15 protein-coding genes are annotated in these 16,547 nt (G+C 71.8%); 9 read left to right on the top strand and 6 right to left on the bottom strand.

The window, feature by feature from the left end; translation table 11 throughout:
* The first annotated feature begins 122 nt into the window (after positions 1 to 122).
* The 7 genes from ACSP50_RS24810 (at position 123) to ACSP50_RS24780 (ending at position 6,381) form a co-directional block, all read left to right on the top strand.
* Positions 123 to 974: a DUF881 domain-containing protein gene (locus ACSP50_RS24810; RefSeq protein ID WP_369793961.1), complete on the top strand. Its 852-nt coding sequence runs from the start codon at positions 123 to 125 to the stop codon at positions 972 to 974.
* A 15-nt stretch (positions 975 to 989) separates the two neighbouring features.
* Positions 990 to 1,370: a glycine cleavage system protein GcvH gene (gene gcvH, locus ACSP50_RS24805; RefSeq protein WP_014692032.1), complete on the top strand. Its 381-nt coding sequence runs from the start codon at positions 990 to 992 to the stop codon at positions 1,368 to 1,370.
* Between the two features lie 217 nt (positions 1,371 to 1,587).
* Positions 1,588 to 2,040: an FHA domain-containing protein gene (locus tag ACSP50_RS24800; RefSeq protein ID WP_014692031.1), complete on the top strand. Its 453-nt coding sequence runs from the start codon at positions 1,588 to 1,590 to the stop codon at positions 2,038 to 2,040.
* A 68-nt stretch (positions 2,041 to 2,108) separates the two neighbouring features.
* A complete protein-coding gene (locus ACSP50_RS24795) occupies positions 2,109 to 2,777 on the top strand; it encodes a MerR family transcriptional regulator (RefSeq protein WP_052311715.1) in 669 nt (222 codons plus the stop codon).
* A gap of 130 nt (positions 2,778 to 2,907) precedes the next feature.
* Positions 2,908 to 3,372 carry a bifunctional nuclease family protein gene (locus tag ACSP50_RS24790; RefSeq protein WP_014692029.1) on the top strand — a complete coding sequence of 155 codons (465 nt, stop codon included), beginning with the start codon at positions 2,908 to 2,910 and terminating at the stop codon, positions 3,370 to 3,372.
* Positions 3,373 to 3,587: 215 nt separating this feature from the next.
* On the top strand, positions 3,588 to 4,136 hold the full coding sequence (locus ACSP50_RS24785; protein ID WP_014692028.1) for a MerR family transcriptional regulator: 549 nt from the start codon (positions 3,588 to 3,590) through the stop codon (positions 4,134 to 4,136).
* Positions 4,093 to 6,381, top strand: a complete 2,289-nt coding sequence (locus tag ACSP50_RS24780; RefSeq protein ID WP_014692027.1) for an excinuclease ABC subunit UvrA — start codon at positions 4,093 to 4,095, stop codon at positions 6,379 to 6,381. The genes ACSP50_RS24785 and ACSP50_RS24780 overlap by 44 nt, the downstream gene beginning before the upstream one ends.
* Here the strand turns inward: ACSP50_RS24780 and asnB are convergent.
* The 3 genes from asnB to ACSP50_RS24765 all read right to left on the bottom strand — a co-directional run bounded on the left by asnB (position 6,347) and on the right by ACSP50_RS24765 (position 10,967).
* The gene (gene asnB, locus ACSP50_RS24775; RefSeq protein WP_014692026.1) at positions 6,347 to 8,221 is read right to left on the bottom strand and encodes an asparagine synthase (glutamine-hydrolyzing); all 1,875 of its coding nucleotides are present in this window, start codon (positions 8,219 to 8,221) and stop codon (positions 6,347 to 6,349) included. The genes ACSP50_RS24780 and asnB overlap by 35 nt on opposite strands.
* A 132-nt stretch (positions 8,222 to 8,353) precedes the next feature.
* Entirely contained in the window at positions 8,354 to 10,354 is a 2,001-nt protein-coding gene (locus ACSP50_RS24770; RefSeq protein ID WP_014692025.1) for a tetratricopeptide repeat protein, read from the bottom strand.
* 55 nt (positions 10,355 to 10,409) lie between these two features.
* Entirely contained in the window at positions 10,410 to 10,967 is a 558-nt protein-coding gene (locus ACSP50_RS24765; RefSeq protein ID WP_014692024.1) for a GtrA family protein, read from the bottom strand.
* 37 nt (positions 10,968 to 11,004) lie between these two features.
* Between ACSP50_RS24765 and ACSP50_RS24760 the strand changes: the two genes are divergently transcribed.
* Entirely contained in the window at positions 11,005 to 11,859 is an 855-nt protein-coding gene (locus ACSP50_RS24760) for an aminoglycoside phosphotransferase family protein (RefSeq protein WP_014692023.1), read from the top strand.
* A gap of 9 nt (positions 11,860 to 11,868) precedes the next feature.
* Here ACSP50_RS24760 and ACSP50_RS24755 read toward each other — a convergent pair whose 3' ends face one another.
* The 3 genes from ACSP50_RS24755 to ACSP50_RS24745 are packed head-to-tail and all read right to left on the bottom strand — an operon-like array spanning position 11,869 to position 15,173.
* Positions 11,869 to 13,656, bottom strand: coding sequence for an ATP-binding protein (locus tag ACSP50_RS24755; RefSeq protein WP_014692022.1), 1,788 nt, complete (start codon positions 13,654 to 13,656; stop codon positions 11,869 to 11,871).
* On the bottom strand, positions 13,653 to 14,357 hold the full coding sequence (locus ACSP50_RS24750) for a response regulator transcription factor (RefSeq protein WP_014692021.1): 705 nt from the start codon (positions 14,355 to 14,357) through the stop codon (positions 13,653 to 13,655). Before ACSP50_RS24750 ends, ACSP50_RS24755 begins: the two co-directional genes overlap by 4 nt.
* 24 nt (positions 14,358 to 14,381) lie before the next feature.
* Positions 14,382 to 15,173, bottom strand: coding sequence for a hypothetical protein (locus ACSP50_RS24745; RefSeq protein ID WP_155123617.1), 792 nt, complete (start codon positions 15,171 to 15,173; stop codon positions 14,382 to 14,384).
* A gap of 133 nt (positions 15,174 to 15,306) precedes the next feature.
* Between ACSP50_RS24745 and ACSP50_RS24740 the strand changes: the two genes are divergently transcribed.
* The gene (locus ACSP50_RS24740) at positions 15,307 to 16,536 is read left to right on the top strand and encodes a nucleoside-diphosphate kinase (RefSeq protein WP_231956711.1); all 1,230 of its coding nucleotides are present in this window, start codon (positions 15,307 to 15,309) and stop codon (positions 16,534 to 16,536) included.
* Positions 16,537 to 16,547: the final 11 nt, after the last annotated feature.

Here is a 16,547-nt window from a genome sequence, read left to right as displayed (position 1 = left end):
GTGACCCCGCCGGGGATGAGCAGACGGTCCGTTACCCGGTGGCGCCGGGCGGCGATCCGGCGGGCGACGCTGCCACCCGGGCGGGTGACCCGGAGACATCGCCCACGTCACCCGTTCCGTCGATGTCCGACACGCCCGAGCCTGCTAGTACAGAAAGTGATCTTGATCGCCTCAGGGAGAGCCCGGGAGAGGACCCGAGAGAGAGCCCGGGCGAGGACCGGGGAGACGTGCGGTCGGGCCCGGGGGAGAGCGCGGACGGCGGCGAGCGGCCGCCCGGCCGGGGTGGTCTCAAGCGACCGGCGCCCGCCGGCACCCTGATCTGGGTCCTGCTCGCCCTGCTCGGCTTCACCCTGGTCGTGCAGTTGCGCAGCAACGACGCGGACAGTGGCCTGTCCACCGCCCGCCAGGAGGACCTGGTCCAGATCCTGAGTGACCTGGAGGCCCGGGACAGCCGGCTGAACAGCGACATCGAGGCCCTGGAGCGCAGCCGCCAGCAGCTCACCTCGGGTGTCGCCGGCCGGGAGGCGGCCCTGGACGAGGCGAACAAGCGCAGCCAGGAGCTGGGCCTGCTGGCCGGCACGATTCCCGGCCGCGGCCCCGGTCTGGAGATCGTGCTGGACCGGGTGAAGGCTTCGGACGTGCTGAACACGGTGCAGGAGCTGCGCGGTTCGGGCGGCGAGGTGATGCAGATCAGCGGGTCCGGCGGGACCCCGGTGCGGATCGTGGCGTCCACCTATTTCATCGACGCCACCGGTGGTGGCATCATCGCGGACGGTGACCGGTTGACCGGGCCGTTCCGGCTGCTGGTGATCGGTCTGCCGGAGACGATGAGGACGGCGCTGCAGATCCCGGGCGGGGTGGTGGCGTCGGTGAAGAGCGACGGCGGTAGCGTGACCATGGACTCGCGCAGCATGGTCGAGGTGACCGCGGTGCGTAAGGCGGCTGCATTGCAGTACGCCCGTCCGGTTTCGTGAGCTACGGAGGAAGTGTTGATTCCTGAGAATCTGCGGTACACCGCGGAGCACGAGTGGGTGTCCGGCGACGGCACCGGCCCCGTGCGGGTGGGGATCACCCACTTCGCGCAGGATGCGCTGGGTGACATCGTCTTCGTGCAGCTGCCCGAGGAGGGCACCGAGCTGCAGGCCGGCGACTCGATGGGCGAGGTCGAGTCGACCAAGAGCGTCTCGGAGATCTACGCCCCGATCGCCGGCACCGTGGTGGCCCGCAACGACACGCTGGGCGACGAGCCCGAGCTGATCAACGCGGAGCCGTACGCGGCGGGCTGGCTCGTGGAGATCGCCCCGGCCGACCCGGCCGCGGTGGACGCGCTGCTCGACGCCGCGGCGTACCAGGCGCTGACCGAGAGCTAGAACGCTCGGTCAGACCGTAAGCATCGACCCGCGAGTCTGGTTGCCCCGCCATAATGGCGCTGACTAGGCTCGCGGGGCACATGTAGAACTGTTATCCCGTGGCAATGTCCTACTAAACCAAGATAGTCGTGCGTCGGGCCTTAAGGCCTCGGCGAGGCCGCCCCCCGTGGTGGCCCGCCGGTCGAGGCGACGACCAACTGATCCGTGAGGTGGTCCGATGACGCGCCCAGACGACGAGTTCCCCCCACTCGACGTCACGTCCACGCTGAACCTCGGCGCCCTCGACGAGGTGCTCGAGGGTCCCGAGACCGACGTGGTGCCCAGCCGGATGTCCGGCTCGCTGCCGCCCGGCATGGCGCTGCTGGTGGTCCGCCGCGGGCCGAACGCCGGCGCCCGGTTCCTGCTGGATCATGACGTGACCACCAGCGGACGGCACCCGGACAGTGACATCTTCCTGGACGACGTGACGGTTTCCCGCCGCCACGCCGAGTTCCACCGTGACGGGGGCGTGTTCACCGTGCGCGACGTGGGCTCGCTCAACGGGACGTATGTGAACCGTGAGCGGGTCGAGGCGGCGACGCTGAGCAACGGCGACGAGGTCCAGATCGGCAAGTTCCGTCTGGTGTTCATCGCCGGCCCGCGGCCGGAGGGCGAGGGCGGCCGGGCGTGACTTCGTCGGGGGCGGCCGCGCGCGACCCGGGGGCCGAGCGTCCCCAGGGCGGGCGCGAGGGTGCGCTGATGAGCATCGGGGAGGTGCTGGCCCATCTGCGCACCGAGTTCCCCGACACCACGATCTCGAAGTTGCGGTTCCTGGAGGCGGAGGGTCTGGTCGACCCGCAACGCACCGCCTCCGGGTACCGCAAGTACTCGTGGAACGACGTGGCCCGGCTGCGGTTCGTGCTGACCGCCCAGCGTGATCAGTATCTTCCGCTGCGGGTGATCCGCGAGCAGCTGGACCGGATGGAGCAGGAGCCGGTGGTGCCCCAGCGCCCGACGCTGGTCGCGGTCGGCGCGCAGCGGGCCACCGATCCGGCCGACGCCCGGATTCCGAAGGACGATCTGGTCGAGCGGACCGGGGTCGACGAGGCGATGCTGGCCGAGCTGGAGCAGATCGGTCTGGTCGTGGCGCGCCCGCCGGGCTGGTACGACGCGGATGCAGTGATCATCGTCGAAGCCGTGGTGGGCCTCACCCACTTCGGTCTGGAGCCCCGCCACCTGCGGGCCTTCAAGAACGCGGCCGATCGTGAGGTCGGCCTGTTCACCCAGTTGCTGGCGCCGCTGGCCCGGCAGCAGGACCCGGCGGCCCGGGCCCGGGCCACCGATACCGCGCGTGAGCTGCAGGCTCTCTCGCAGCGGTTGCACGCGGCGCTGGTGCGCACCGGACTGCGCGGCGAACTGGGTCGCTGACCCCTGTTCGGCCTACCCTGGGCGGGGTATGCCGCGCACGGCAGATCGGCTCGCCGTGCGTGTACCGTGCAGGATAAGGGGCAGCCGTGCGGTGCGGGACGGCGACAACAACGAACACGGAGGCGGTGCGGTGCGCGAGCTGAGCGTGGTCGGGGTTCGGGTGGAGCTGCCCAGTAACCAGCCGATCGTTCTGCTGCGAGAGGTCGACGGCGACCGGTATCTGCCGATCTGGATCGGCGCGGTGGAGGCGACGGCGATCGCCTACGAGCAGCAGGGTGTGAAACCGGCTCGGCCGCTCACCCACGACCTGCTGCGCGACATCCTGGCGGCGCTGCAGCAGCCGCTGAAGGCTGTCGAGATCACCGAGCTGAAAGACAACGTCTTCTACGCCGATCTGCTGATCGGGGAGAATCTGCGGGTCTCCGCCCGGCCCAGCGACTCGATCGCGCTGGCCCTGCGGGTGGGCGCGCCGATCCGGTGCGCCGACCAGGTGCTGACCGAGGCCGGCATCGTCATCCCCGACGAGCAGGAGGACGAGGTGGAGAAATTCCGCGAGTTCCTCGACCAGGTCCGCCCGGAGGACTTCGCGGGCTGACCGCGCCCGCCGGCCGCCGGAAAAGTCGGGCAGGTCGCCGGAAAACATCCGGACGCGCCGGAGAGTGACGGGGCTTCGGCGTGTCGCTCGTCCGAACGCGGCGTGTCGTGCCGTTACCTCCATGTTTCGACTGCGGCTGAGATATACGCTCGTGAAGTCCAGGTGAACCGGCACCGCCCAGATACGTTGATCATGGGCAGCGGGGAGGTAGTCGCGTGCACGAGCAGCCTCTGGAGGGCCCCCTCGTCGGCGAGGACGGCGAGGTCGGCTATCGCGGTGTGACGGCCTGTCAGGCGGTCGGCATCAGCTACCGCCAGCTCGACTACTGGGCGCGCACCACCCTGGTGGTGCCGAGCGTGCGGGACGCCTCCGGCTCCGGCACCTCCCGCCTCTACTCCTTCCGTGACCTGGTGGTGCTCAAGGTCGTCAAGCGCCTGCTGGACGCCGGGGTGTCGCTGCAGAACATCCGGCGCGCGATCGACACGCTCCGCTCGCACGGGGTGGACGACCTGGCCGGGATCACGCTGATCTCGGACGGCACCACGGTGTATGAGTGTCGCTCCCCGGAGGAGGTCGTCGACCTGTTGCAGGGCGGCCAGGGCGTGTTCGGCATCGCGATCGGCGGAGCGTTCAAGGAGATCCAGGGTTCGCTGTCGCACCTGCCCGCCGAGCCGGCCGTGCCGCAGCCGGTGGGTCAGGTCCCCGAGGAGCCGGCGGCAGGTGACGAGCTCGCCGCCCGCAGGGCCCGCCGCCGTGCTGGCTGATCCGCAGCGGCACGAGTTCATCCAGGTCCGCGGAGCGCGGGAGAACAATCTCCGCGATGTCTCGCTGGACCTGCCGAAACATCAGCTCACCGTGTTCACCGGGGTGTCCGGGTCGGGTAAGAGTTCGCTGGTCTTCGGCACCATCGCGGCCGAGTCGCAGCGGTTGATCAACGAGACCTACCCGGCGTTCCTGCAGTCGTTCATGGGCAGTCCGGCGCGTCCGGACGTGGACGCGCTGCACAACCTGAGCGCGGCGATCGTCGTCGATCAGGAGCGGATGGGGGCGAACGCGCGGTCGACGCTCGGCACGGTGACCGACGCGTACACCATGTTGCGCATCCTGTTCTCCCGGCTCGGTGAGCCGGGCGCGGGCAGCGCGCTGGCGTACTCGTTCAACGCCGAGGGGATGTGCCCGCGGTGTGAGGGTCTGGGCCGGGTGTCGAGCATCGACGTCGACGGGCTGGTCGACCGGGACAGGTCGATCAACCAGGGTGCGATCACCGTGCCGAACTTCAGCGTCGGCGGGTGGTACGTGCGCGGGTTCGCCGAGTCCGGGCTGGTCGACCCGGACAAGCCGCTGCGCGAGTTCACCGAGCAGGAGTGGGCCGACTTCCTGCACAAGCCGCCGGTGAAGATGCGCATCGGTGGGGTGAACACGACGTACGAAGGCCTGGTCCTGAAGGTCCAGAGGATGTATCTGGCCAAGGAGCGCGAATCGGCGCAGCCGCACATCCGCGCGTTCATCGATCGGGTCGCCACCTTCACCACCTGCCCGGAGTGCGCCGGCGCCCGGCTGAAACCGGCGGCCCTGGCCTCGCGGATCGCCGGCCGGAACATCGCCGAGTGCTCCGCGATGCAGGTCAGCGACCTGGCCGGGTTCCTGACCGAGGTCACCGACCCGGCTGTCGCGCCGGTGGTGCGCGGCCTGCGGCACACCCTGGAGTCGCTGGTCGAGATCGGCCTGGGCTACCTGTCGCTGGACCGCGAGTCGGGCACCCTGTCCGGCGGGGAGGCGCAGCGGGTCAAGATGGTCCGCCACCTCGGGTCGTCGCTGACCGACGTCACCTACGTGTTCGACGAACCGACCGTCGGTCTGCACCCGCACGACATCCAGCGGATGAACGGGCTGCTGCTGCGGCTGCGGGACAAGGGCAACACGGTGCTGGTGGTGGAGCACAAGCCGGAGACCATCAGGATCGCCGACCACGTGGTCGATCTCGGTCCCGGCGCCGGCCCGGACGGTGGACGCGTCCAATATCAGGGGCCGGTGGCGGGGCTGCCCGGGTCGGGCACCCTGACCGGGCGCTTCCTGGGCCATCGGGCAGCCCTGAAGAAGGCCTGTCGGGAAAAGACGGGCACCATCGCCATCCGGGGCGCCAGCCGGAACAATCTGCGCGACGTCGACGTCGACCTGCCGTCCGGCGTGCTCACCGTGGTCACCGGCGTGGCCGGCTCCGGGAAGAGCTCACTGATCTACGGTTCGCTGCCGCGGCGCGACGGCGTGGTCGTCGTCGACCAGACCGCGATCCGCGGCTCCCGGCGCAGCAACCCGGCCACCTACACCGGTCTGCTCGACGCGGTCCGCAGCGCCTTCGCCAAGGCCAACCGGGTGAAACCGGCCCTGTTCAGCGCCAACTCCGAGGGCGCCTGCCCGAACTGCAAGGGCATCGGCCTGGTGTACCTGGATCTGGCGATGATGGCCGGCGTCGCCGGCGTCTGCGAGGAGTGCGAGGGACGCCGGTTCACCGCCCGGGTCCTGGAGTACCGGTTGCGCGGCCGGGACATCAGCGAGGTCCTCGCCATGCCGGTCAGCGAGGCCCTGGAGTTCTTCACCGAGAAACCGGCGCGGGCGATCCTGGACCGGCTGTCCGCGGTCGGCCTCGGCTACGTGACCCTCGGGCAGCCGCTGAACACCCTGTCCGGCGGTGAGCGGCAGCGGCTCAAACTGGCCGTGCACATGGGCGGCGGCCCGGCCACCTACCTGCTCGACGAGCCGACCAGCGGCCTGCACCTGGCCGACGTCGACCAGCTGCTGGCCCTGCTGGATCGGCTGGTCGACGCCGGGAACACGGTGGTGGTGATCGAACACCACCTGGCCGTGATGGCGCACGCCGACTGGATCGTCGACCTGGGTCCGGGTGCCGGTCAGGACGGCGGGCGTGTGGTGTTCACCGGTACCCCGCACGAGCTGGTCGCCGACGCCTCGACGCTCACCGCCCGGCACCTTCGGGAGTACGTGGGCTGAGCACGGTCTTCTCGGCCCGCGGCGTGATGGTGCGCTCCACGTTGATCGCGTGCCAGAGGCAGAACATGGCGACCGTCCACACCTTGCGGGACCGGTCGGCGACCCCGGCCCGGTGCTCGGCCAGCAGCCCGCGGGCGTACTCCAGGTCGAGCAGATGCCCGGTCTGCGAGGTGGCCAGCAGCTGGTCGACCCAGTCGCCGATCACGCCGCGCAGCCACAGCCGGGTCGGGGTGGGGAAGCCCAGCTTCGCCCGGTCCCGCACCGACTCGGGGACGATCCCGCGCATCGCCTCGCGCAGTGCGTGCTTGGTGGTGCGCGACCCGGCCGGCAGTTTCAGCTCGGTGGCCAGCCCGGCCGCGGCCGCGTACACCTGCTGGTCCAGGAACGGCACCCGCAGCTCCAGGCTGTGCGCCATCGACATCCGGTCCGCCTTGACCAGGATGTCGCCGGGCAGCCAGGTGTGCAGATCCACGTACTGCATGGAGGCCACCTCGTCCACGTCGGCGGTCTCGGCGTACAACCGCGCGGTGATCTCGGTGTGCGGCGCCGAGGTGAAGCGCATCAGCCGGGCCTTCTCCTCCGGATCGAAGATCCGGGCGTTGCCGTAGTAGCGCTGCTCGATCGGCGTGGTGCCCCGCTCCAAGAAGGAGCGGCCCTTGACGCCCTCGGGCAGCACGTGCGCCAGATGGTGCAGGCCGCGCTTGAGACTGGGCGGCAGCTTGTCGACGGTGGCCAGCGAGAGCGGCTCGCGATAGATGGTGTACCCGCCGAACAGCTCGTCGGCGCCCTCCCCGGAGAGCACCACGGTGACGTACCGGCTGGCGGTGCGGGCCAGGAAGTACAGCGGGATCAGCGACGGATCGGCGACCGGGTCGTCGAGCAGCTGCACGATCCGCGGCAGCTCGGCCAGCACCTGCTCGTCGCTGACCACCGTCGGGGTCAGCGGGATGCCCAGCTGGTTCGCGGTGTCCTGGGCGACGTCGATCTCGGAGTAGCCGTCGGCGGCGAACCCGGCGGTGAACGCGTGGATGCCCGGCTGTGCCTCGGCGGCCAGCGCGGCGACCGCGGACGAGTCGACACCGCTGGACAGGAACGTGCCGACCGGGACGTCGGCGTGCAGGTGGGCGCGGACACTGGCGCGCAGCGCGTCCTGGATCTGCCGGTGTGCGGCCGCCGGCTGCAGGCGCAGCGGCCGCAGCGACGGGCGGAACCAGCGGTGCTCGCGGACCCCGCCGCCGGGCGTCCACACCAGCCGGTGACCCGGCGGCAGCCGGCGGATGTGCCGGTGCAGGCTGAGCGGGTCCGGCACGTACTGGAAGGTCAGGTAGTGCCCGAGCGCGTCGTTGTTGAGCGCGGCGCCGGCCGGGGCGGCGAACGGGTCGAGGGCTTTGCGTTCGCTGGCCAGCGACAACCCGTCCGCGGTCTCCAGCAGATACAGCGGCTTGACCCCGAACGCGTCGCGGGCCGCGTGCACGGTGCCGGTCCGGGTGTCGTAGGCGACGAACGCGAACATGCCGCGTAGCCGGGGCAGCGCCGCCTCACCCCAGTAGTGGAACGCGGCGGCCAGCACCTCCGAGTCACCCTCGGTGGCGAACGTCGCGCCGTGCGCGCTGATCAGCTCGGCCCGCAGCTCCCGGTAGTTGTAGATCTCCCCGTTGAACACCACCAGCCAGCGGTCGGCGTAGTACAGCGGCTGCACCGAGTGGTCCCGGTCGATGATCGCCAGCCGGTTGAAGCCGAGGATGTACCCGTCGCCGTAGGCCAGCTGCGAGTCGTCCGGCCCCCGGTGCCGCATGCTCTCCAGCGCCGCGGTGAACGCCGCCACGGTCGCCTGGTCCACCGGCCCGGCCTCCGGCCTGCTGCTGAAAAACGCGCTAAGACCACACATGCCGGGGACCGTAGAACCGGCTTGTGAAAATCCTGTGCGGTTCCTGCGGGCTTCCGTTCCCGCACCGGATCTCCTACGACTTCCTCATCGGTTCTCCACATTTCCCAGGATCACGCTCTTCACGTGCAGTGACCAGTCGAGGTCCTCACCCCCGGTCTCCTGCCGGATGGTGAGCGCCTCCTCGATCGCCGCCAGCGCCGGCTCGGCCTCGCCGAGCACGATGTGGCGCACCGCGAGGTCGGTCAGCGCGGCCGCCAGACTGGGCCGGAACGCGTCCGGCCGCCGGTCGGCCAGATGCCGGCGGATCGTCACCGCGTCGGCGGCCGCGGCCCGGCTCGCCTCATCCTCGTCGAGGCTGCCCAGGTTGATCGCCAGGATGCTCAGCGCCGCCGCCAGCTCGGGCAGGAACACCCCGGGTTGCTCGACGGCGAGCACCCGGTAACCGGCGACTGACTCCTGGATCGCGGTCAGCGCCTGCGCGAACATCTCCAGGCCGCCGAACGCCAGCGCCAGGTTCCGGGCCGAGCGGGCCAGATCGGCCCGGTACGACTCCGGCTCGCGATCGGTCAGCCGCTGGTAGAGCTCGGTGGCCTCGGCGATCGCGGAAAGCGCCGGCTCCGGCTGGCCGACTGCGCCGAGCCGGACCGACAGGCTGGTCAGCGACCGCGCCAGATCCGCCTCGTACAGCTCCGGCTGCTGCCCGGCCAGCCGGCGGTGGATGACCGCGGCCTCCTCGATCGCGGCCAGCGCCGGACCGTCGCGGCCGAGGTCGCCGAGCCGGATCGACAGGTTGCTCAGCGCCAGCGCCAGCCCCGCCTCGTCACCGGCCCGCCGGTGCCGCTCGGCGATCGACTGGGCCACCTCGGCCGCCAGCGGGGACAGCCGGGGCAGGCCCTCGGCGATCCGGGTGAGCCGGTCCACCGGGGTGTCCGGGTCGGCGCTGATCCGGACCAGAGCGGCCAGCAGCGGCTCCGGCTCGTCGGCGGCGGCGGCCACCGTCAGCACGGCCGGGGTGAGCCGGTCGGCGTGCCGGACACACAGCTCGGTCAACCCCGGATGCCGGGCGGCGGCCAGCACGCTCAACACCCGCTCCGGGGCGTCCTCGACGAGGATCTCGGCGAGTGCCGGGCGCGCGGCCAGGCGCAGCGCGCAGAACCGCTCGGCGAGCGGATGACCGGCGGTGTCCAGATCGGCGAGCCAGGCGCCGACCGCGTCCCGGTGCTCACCGGCCAGCCGGTCCAGCAGACGGTCGGTGGGCTCGGTGAGCATCGCGGCGGCCAGCACGTCGTGCAGGATCCGTTCGTCGACGGCCAGGCCGTGCCAGGCCGCGGTGAACGACCAGACCCGGCTCTCGTGCACGAGCAGCCGGTCGGCGGCCGACCGGCCGGTCGGTGCCGGGCCGAACTGGGCGGCGTCCAGCAGGTCGGCCAGCGCCTCCATCTGGACGGTCAGCGCGTGACCGCCGGCGTCGCGCGGGGTGGCGGCGAGCCGGGCGGCGATCGCCGACCACAGGTGGCCACCCTGGCCGGGCACCCGGGGGAGCGCGGCGCCCAGATCGCGGACCGCCTCGGCGTACGCCTCCCGGCGGCCGGCCGGGTCGTCGTCCAGTTCGGCAAGCTCGGCGGTGGTCGCCCCCGCCAGCAGCGGGTCGGTGCGCAGCCGCTGCCACCAGGGGCCGTCGGAGCGGGCGAGCAGCAGCAGCCGCAGCGGGCGGTCGCCGTCGTGGGCGGCGCACGCGGTGAGCAGCCCGGCGATCTGCTCGGGGCGGGTCTCGGCCCGGTCGGCGACGATCAGCGTCGGGACGGTGCCGTCCGGGACGGGGCGGTCACCGTCGCTGAGCCGGTGCACCCCCCAGCCGACCGCGGCCAGGCGGGCGGCCAGCCGGCCGGCCACCCGGGTCTTGCCCTGCCCGGCCGGGCCGTGCAGCAGCAGCGCCGCGAAACCGGCGCCGGAACACCAGGCGCCCAGCTCGTCGAGCAGTCGGTGGCGGCCGCGGAACGCGACCACCTCGGCCTCGGGGCGCAGCAGGGCGGCGGGGAAGCGCGGCCGCACCGGTGCCTGCGCCTCACTGAGATCGATCTCCACCCGCTCACTTTTCCATGCCGGGGTACCTGCCCGCACCCACCGCACGGGGGAGGTGTCAGAGCGACTTCTTCGCGGGCCGCCGCGCCTCGTGCCGGGTCACCCGGGTGCGCGGGCCGCGCTGGCGCGGCGCGGCAACCGGCCGGGCCTCGGCGTGCGGGAAGACGAATCGCTTGAACGCCCACAGCCGGAACACCATCGCGATGAGCGTGCCCAGGATGATGCCGCTGACGAAGTCGGCGATCTCCTGCACCGGCCGGCTGACGTCCGGCACCCGCAGCTCCAGCACGTACCGCGAGACGGCCAGCGGGATCAGGTTGAGGCCGATGCCGATCGCGCTGACCGCGAAGAACAGGGCCGCCTCGTGATGCTGCTCACGCCCGCCGCGGGTGCGGAACGACCACTCGCGATTCAGCACATACGACAGGATGGTGGCGACCACGGTCGCGAACGCCAGCGCGGTGACCGGCTTGTCGTGCAGCACGGTCAGTTTCAGCAGATAGTTGACCGCGGTGGTGGCCACGAAGCAGATGCCGCCGACCATGAAGAACTTGGCCGCCTCGTGATGCTTCGCCCACAACCGCCTCAGCCACATCCGGGCAAGTTTGTCAGGCATTTTCCGGACCGGCAACTTCGCGTGGCAGGGTGGGCCGGTGAACGCGAACCCGGTGAGCACCGACACGGTCCGTGACCTGTTGACGCGACAGTTTCCGCAGTGGAGTCGGCTGCCGATCGAGCGGATCGGAGCGCACGGCACCGTCAACACCGTCTTTCGCCTCGGCGATCACCTCACCGCCCGGTTCCCGCGCCACGACACCGAGGATCTGCTCGCCGAGGCGCGGGCGGCACGGGAACTGCTCGGCGTCACCCGGTTCGCCACTCCGCAACCGCTGGCGATCGGCGAGCCGGGTCCCGGGTTCCCCCGCCGGTGGGCCGTCCAGACCTGGCTGCCCGGCACTGTGGCCAGCGAGAATTCACATTCAACGGCGATCAGTCTGGGGTACGACCTGGCCGAGCTGGTCCAGGGTGTCCGCGGCATGGACACCCGTGGACGCCCGTTCCGGGGCCGTGGCCGCGGCGGCGACCTGCGCGCCCATGACGACTGGATGGCCGAGTGTTTCCGGCAGAGCGAGCCGATGCTCGACGTCGGCCCGCTGCGCGCCCTGTGGGCCGAGTTGCGCGAGCTGCCCCGCGAGTCGCCGGATGTGATGACCCACGGCGACCTGATCCCCGGCAACCTGCTCACCGAGGGTGACCGGCTGATCGGGGTGCTCGACGTCGGGATGCTCGGGCCGGCCGACCCGGCGCTCGACCTGATCTGCGGGTGGCACCTGTTCGACGACCCGGTACGGGAGGCGTGGCGCACCGCGGTGGGCGGCACCGGTCTGGACTGGGCGCGCGGCCGGGCTTGGGCGTTCGTCCAGGCGATGGGCCTGGTCTGGTACTACGTCGAGACCAACCCGGTGATGGCCGGCCTCGGCCGGAGCACTCTGCGCCGGGTCGCTTAGCGGCCGCCGTCAGCGCATCTCGGCCGGCAGCCGGACGGTGAAGGTGGTGCCCAGCCCGGGTTCGCTGGCCGCGCTGATGTTGCCGCCGTGGTCGTCGACGATCCGCCGGGCGATGGTCAGCCCCAGCCCGGAACCGCCGGTGGTCCGCTGCCGGGCCGGGTCGGCCCGCCAGAACCGGTCGAACACCCGGGACACCTCGGCCGCGGTCATCCCCACCCCGGTGTCGGCCACCGTCAGGATCGCGGTGAGCGGGTCCCGGCTGACCCCGACCTCGACCCGGCCGCCGGCGTCGGTGTAGCGGATCGCGTTGCTCAGCAGGTTGCCGAGCACCTGCCGGATCCGGTCCGGGTCGGCGGTCACCAGCACCGGTTCGGGCGCGTCCAGGATCAGTTCCAGGCCGGCGTTCGCGGCGTTCGCCCGGTGCGCGGTCACCGACGTCTCGGCCAGCTCGGTCAGATCCAGCGGCTCCGGATGGTAGGCCAGGTCACCGGCCTCGGCCAGGGCGAGCATCTGCAGGTCGTCGAGGATCCGGCGCTGCAGCAGGGTCTCCTCGTGCAGCGAGGCGAACAGTTCCGGGGTCGGTTCGATCACGCCGTCGGCCAGGCCCTCCAGGTACCCGCGCAGGTTCGACAACGGCGTACGCAGCTCATGGGCGACGTCGGCGACCAGCCGCCGCTGGCGCTCCTCGCTGCGCTGCACCGCCTCGGCCATCGCGTTGAACGAGGCGGACAGGAAGGCGAGCTCGTCCTTGCCGCCGGCCGGCACCCGCACGTCCAGCTGCCCGGCGGCCAGCTGCAGCGACGCCCCGGTCAGCGCCCGCACCGGCCGGCTCACCCGGCGGGCCACCCAGGCGGTGCCGAGCGCCGCGGCGACCAGCAGCCCGGCCGCGCCGAACACCGCCGGTCGGCCCAGACCCTGCAGATCCTGGGCGCGGCCGGCGCCGAAGTAGACCTTCACCGGGATGCCCGACGTGCTCGACGCGCCCTGCGCGAACGCCGGCTCCAGGCACTGGTCGAAGTACCGCGGGTCGGAGCGGCACTGGACGAACTGCTGCCACCACTCGTCGAGCCAGCCGGTGTCGGCGAACACCCGGTTGCGCCCGGCCCGCACGCAGTCGGCCGCCGTGGTCAACTGCTCCGGGGTCAGGAACGGCAGCTGCTCGGTGCCCAGCTGCGGCAGGGTCAGCTCGTGCCGCTCGGCCGCGCAGCGGACCGCGACCAGCCCGGCCCGGTACTGCGCGAGCTGCAGCAGCGCCTTGCCCTCCGGGGTGGTCAGCCCGCTGGTTCGCGGCGTGACCGTGAACAGGCCGGCGGGCAGCGCCGGCCGCTGTCGCATCATCGCCTCCACCTGCGACCGGTTCAGGCGTTTCAGGTCCGAGGTGGTGATCACGTTCGGGTCGGCCCGGGCCGCCTGGGCGATCGTCACCGCGTCCGCCTGGGTGTCCGGGTCCAGACCCGGGAACGGCTCGATCGAGATCGGCTGCAGCTGCACCGGGCCGACCGCCTGCCCGCGGATCACGTCGGAGTCGGCCAGCGTGATGTCCGCGCCCTCCACCCGGATGTGCAGGCCGGTGCGCCGGGACAGTTGCGCGACCACCGCGTCGATGCCGGTCCACTGCCCGTTGGTCAGCCCGAACCGGCGGATCGCGGTGGTGATCTCCACCTTGTGCCGGTCCCGGGCGGCGTTGAGCCGGGACAGCTCCCGCGAGGTGAGGCTGAGCGTGAGCCAGGCGGTCGCCCCGATCGCGGTGCCGGCCACCACCAGCACCAGCAGGAAGATCCGTAGCCGGAAACTCACCGGTCGCCCATCCGGTAGCCGCGCCCGTACACCGTCTGCACGTACCGCGGCTCGGCCGGATTCTCCTCGATCTTGCGCCGCAGGTTGACCACATGCGCGTCGACGGTCCGCTCCGACACGTCGTTCTCGAACCCGAACGTCTTGTCGATGATCTGCCCCCGGGTGAACACCCGCCCCGGCTCCCGGGCCAGCAGTTCCAGGATGGCGAACTCCTTGGCGGTCAGCCGGACCGTCGCCCCGGCCACCCGCACCTCGAACCGGGGCGCGTCCACCTCCAGGTCACCGACCCGCAGCACCTCGCGGTTCTCCCCGCCACGCACCCGGCGCAGCAGCGCCCGGACCCGCGCGGTCAGCTCCCGCGGGCTGACCGGTTTGCTCAGGTAGTCGTCCGCCCCGATGTCGAGCCCCAGCAGCATGTCACTCTCCGCCGACCGGGCGGTGACCAGCAGGATCGCCACCGAGCTCAGCGCCGGGTCCGATTCGGCCCGCAGGATCCGGCACACGTCCAGCCCGTCCACCAGCGGCATCATCACGTCCAGCACCAGCAGGTCGGGCCGCCGCGCCCGGGTCTGCTCCAAGGCCGCCCGGCCGTCGCCCACAGTGAGCACCTGGTGTCCATCCCGCTCCAGATAGAGCCGGATGAGCTGGGCATGCTTCGGATCGTCGTCAGCTACCAGGATGCGGGCGGTCACGGCTGGCATTCTTACCCGGCGTGTCCACCCCCCTCAATAAATATGCGAATCCTGTGAAGCCGTCCGGTAGACCGGATCATGCCGATTGCGGTAGTAGAGCCGCACCTCCACACTCGCGTCCGGCTCACCGACCGCCCGCAGTTGCAGGCAGAGGTCGTACGGGTCGGCCAGCCGGTGCGACCCCCGGCAGTCGACGTCGGGCTCGGCGAACCCCGGATACCACCGCATCCGCCACCCGTCCGCCATCGCCAGATGGTTCCCGATCCGCCGCGCCAGCCCCCGAGCCTCTCCGGTCCCCGCCGCCCGCACCGTGATCACCCGGGTGCACCGCGCCCGGTTGCAGTCCAGCCGATTCCCGGCCGCCACCACACCGTCGGGCAGACTCACCACCCCATCCGGCAGCACCGCCCCCGGCGGCACCGGCGGTTGCCCCACCACCGGCACCGCGAGAATCACCGCCACCCCCGAAACCCACACCACCCCACCGACCAGCCGTACGCCGCCCCACCCGCCGCCGCGGCTCCAGGCCGCGCCCGCCAGCACCGTCAGGCCGGCCGCGACCAGATGCCACCGCAGGAAGTCGTCCACACTGGGCGGCGTCTCGTAAGTCCCCGCCGAGACCGTCGCCACCGACCATCCCGCGACCAGCGCCACCAGGATCAGCCCGACCCGGCGTCCCACCGTCCGCCCCCGGGCCAGCACCGCCCAGGACACCGGAAAGATCAGCACCACCGCCACCAGCAGCGCCACTCCGGCGATCGCCGGCATCCGGTCCGCGACCGGGCTCCCCGACGGCACCAACCGCCAGGCCGGACCCGTAGCCACCAGAGTGATCCCCAGAAACAGCAGCCGTTCCCGGCCACCCCAAGACCGTTCCATCCCTCTGTGACGAGCCCCCGCCACGCTCGGTTCCCCACCCATCGTCCGCCCGGCAACCTGGCACACTCGCCGCCCGGCCTTGCCTGCCCAGCCCGGCCGCCCTGCTCGGCACGGCCCGGCCCGGATCGCTATTGGCTCCCCGGCGGCCCGTACGATTGCGGGTCGGGCGATCGGAGAGAACCACGGCATGGAACGAGCGTTCGTCCTCCTCAAACCGGACTGCCTGCGCACGGGCCGGAGTTCCGCCGTCGAGTCCGTCATCACCGCCGAGGGCCTGCGTATCGCCTGCCGCCACCCCCTCACCCTGACCCCGGCCGACACCCGCCTCCTCTGGTCGGAGTACACCGACGAAGGCCACGTTCTGATGCGCGCCCTCCTCGACCGCTATCTGTGCACGGCCCCTTCCGCCGCCCTCCTGCTCACCGGCCCGAACGCCTTCGAAGCCGCCCGCCGCGTCAAACGCACCATCCGCTCCCGCTACGCCAACGGCCCCTTCGCCAACCTCGTCCACACCGCCGAAACCCCGGCTGAGCTGGCCCGCCAAGCCACCCACCTCTTCTCCCGCCCCGACCTACCGCCCGTCGACCACCTCGGGTACACCCACTCAGCCCCCAGCGACGCCGCCTCACACCGCCCCACCGATGGCCGACCACCTGTCCGTCACCCGGCACCCGCCGGTGGTCCGCCGCCCGTCGATGGGCCGGCGCCTGTCGGTGGTCCGCCGCGCGTCGATGGGCCGGCGCCTGTCGGTGGTCTGCTGCGCGTCGATGGGCCGGCGCCTGTCGGTGGTCTGCTGCGCGTCGGTGGTCCGGCCCCCGCCACATGCTCCGGAGAGTGCGCACCCCCGTTCCTTTCCTCCGACGCGTCCCCGAACGCTCCCCGACCCACCGGCCGCGACTTCCGTCAGGACGCCGACATCCCCGCACTGGTCACCGACCTCTGGCCCCTGCTGCAGGCCACCGACCCGCCGCCGCCCCCGCCGTATCACCTGGACGACCACGCCCAGCCCACGCACCCCGCGACGCGCGACGATGCGGCCCTCTACCTCGGCGCGGACCGCGCACATTCCCTGGACTCGGCCGTCACCGCCATCTGGTCGGCGTTACCCGGTATCACCCTCCCGCGCGCACTCACCCTGATGCTGTACGCCAGCCGCGTCGACGGTTACCCGATAGCCATAGGCAGCCACCACGCCATCGCCCAGAGCCACCGCATCCTCTTGCAGCACCAGCTCACGGCCTGCGGCATCGGCCCGATACACCAGCGCTGGGCGTCGCCGATCGCCGATCAACCGGCGAAGAAACAGTGATCATCGAACTC

It is taken from the genome of Actinoplanes sp. SE50/110 (assembly GCF_900119315.1).
GTDB lineage: Bacteria > Actinomycetota > Actinomycetes > Mycobacteriales > Micromonosporaceae > Actinoplanes.
Note: the sequence above shows the minus strand (reverse complement) of the source record. Positions and strands in the feature narration are given on the sequence as shown.

Bases quoted from the DNA above. Each gene is read 5' to 3' on its own strand.
- ACSP50_RS24810 (WP_369793961.1), top strand. From the start codon at position 123: ATGTCCGACACGCCCGAGCCTGCTAGTACAGAAAGTGATCTTGATCGC.
- ACSP50_RS24800 (WP_014692031.1), top strand. From the start codon at position 1,588: ATGACGCGCCCAGACGACGAGTTCCCCCCACTCGACGTCACGTCCACG.
- ACSP50_RS24795 (WP_052311715.1), top strand. From the start codon at position 2,109: ATGAGCATCGGGGAGGTGCTGGCCCATCTGCGCACCGAGTTCCCCGAC.
- ACSP50_RS24765 (WP_014692024.1), bottom strand. From the start codon at position 10,967: ATGCCTGACAAACTTGCCCGGATGTGGCTGAGGCGGTTGTGGGCGAAG.
- ACSP50_RS24750 (WP_014692021.1), bottom strand. From the start codon at position 14,357: ATGCCAGCCGTGACCGCCCGCATCCTGGTAGCTGACGACGATCCGAAG.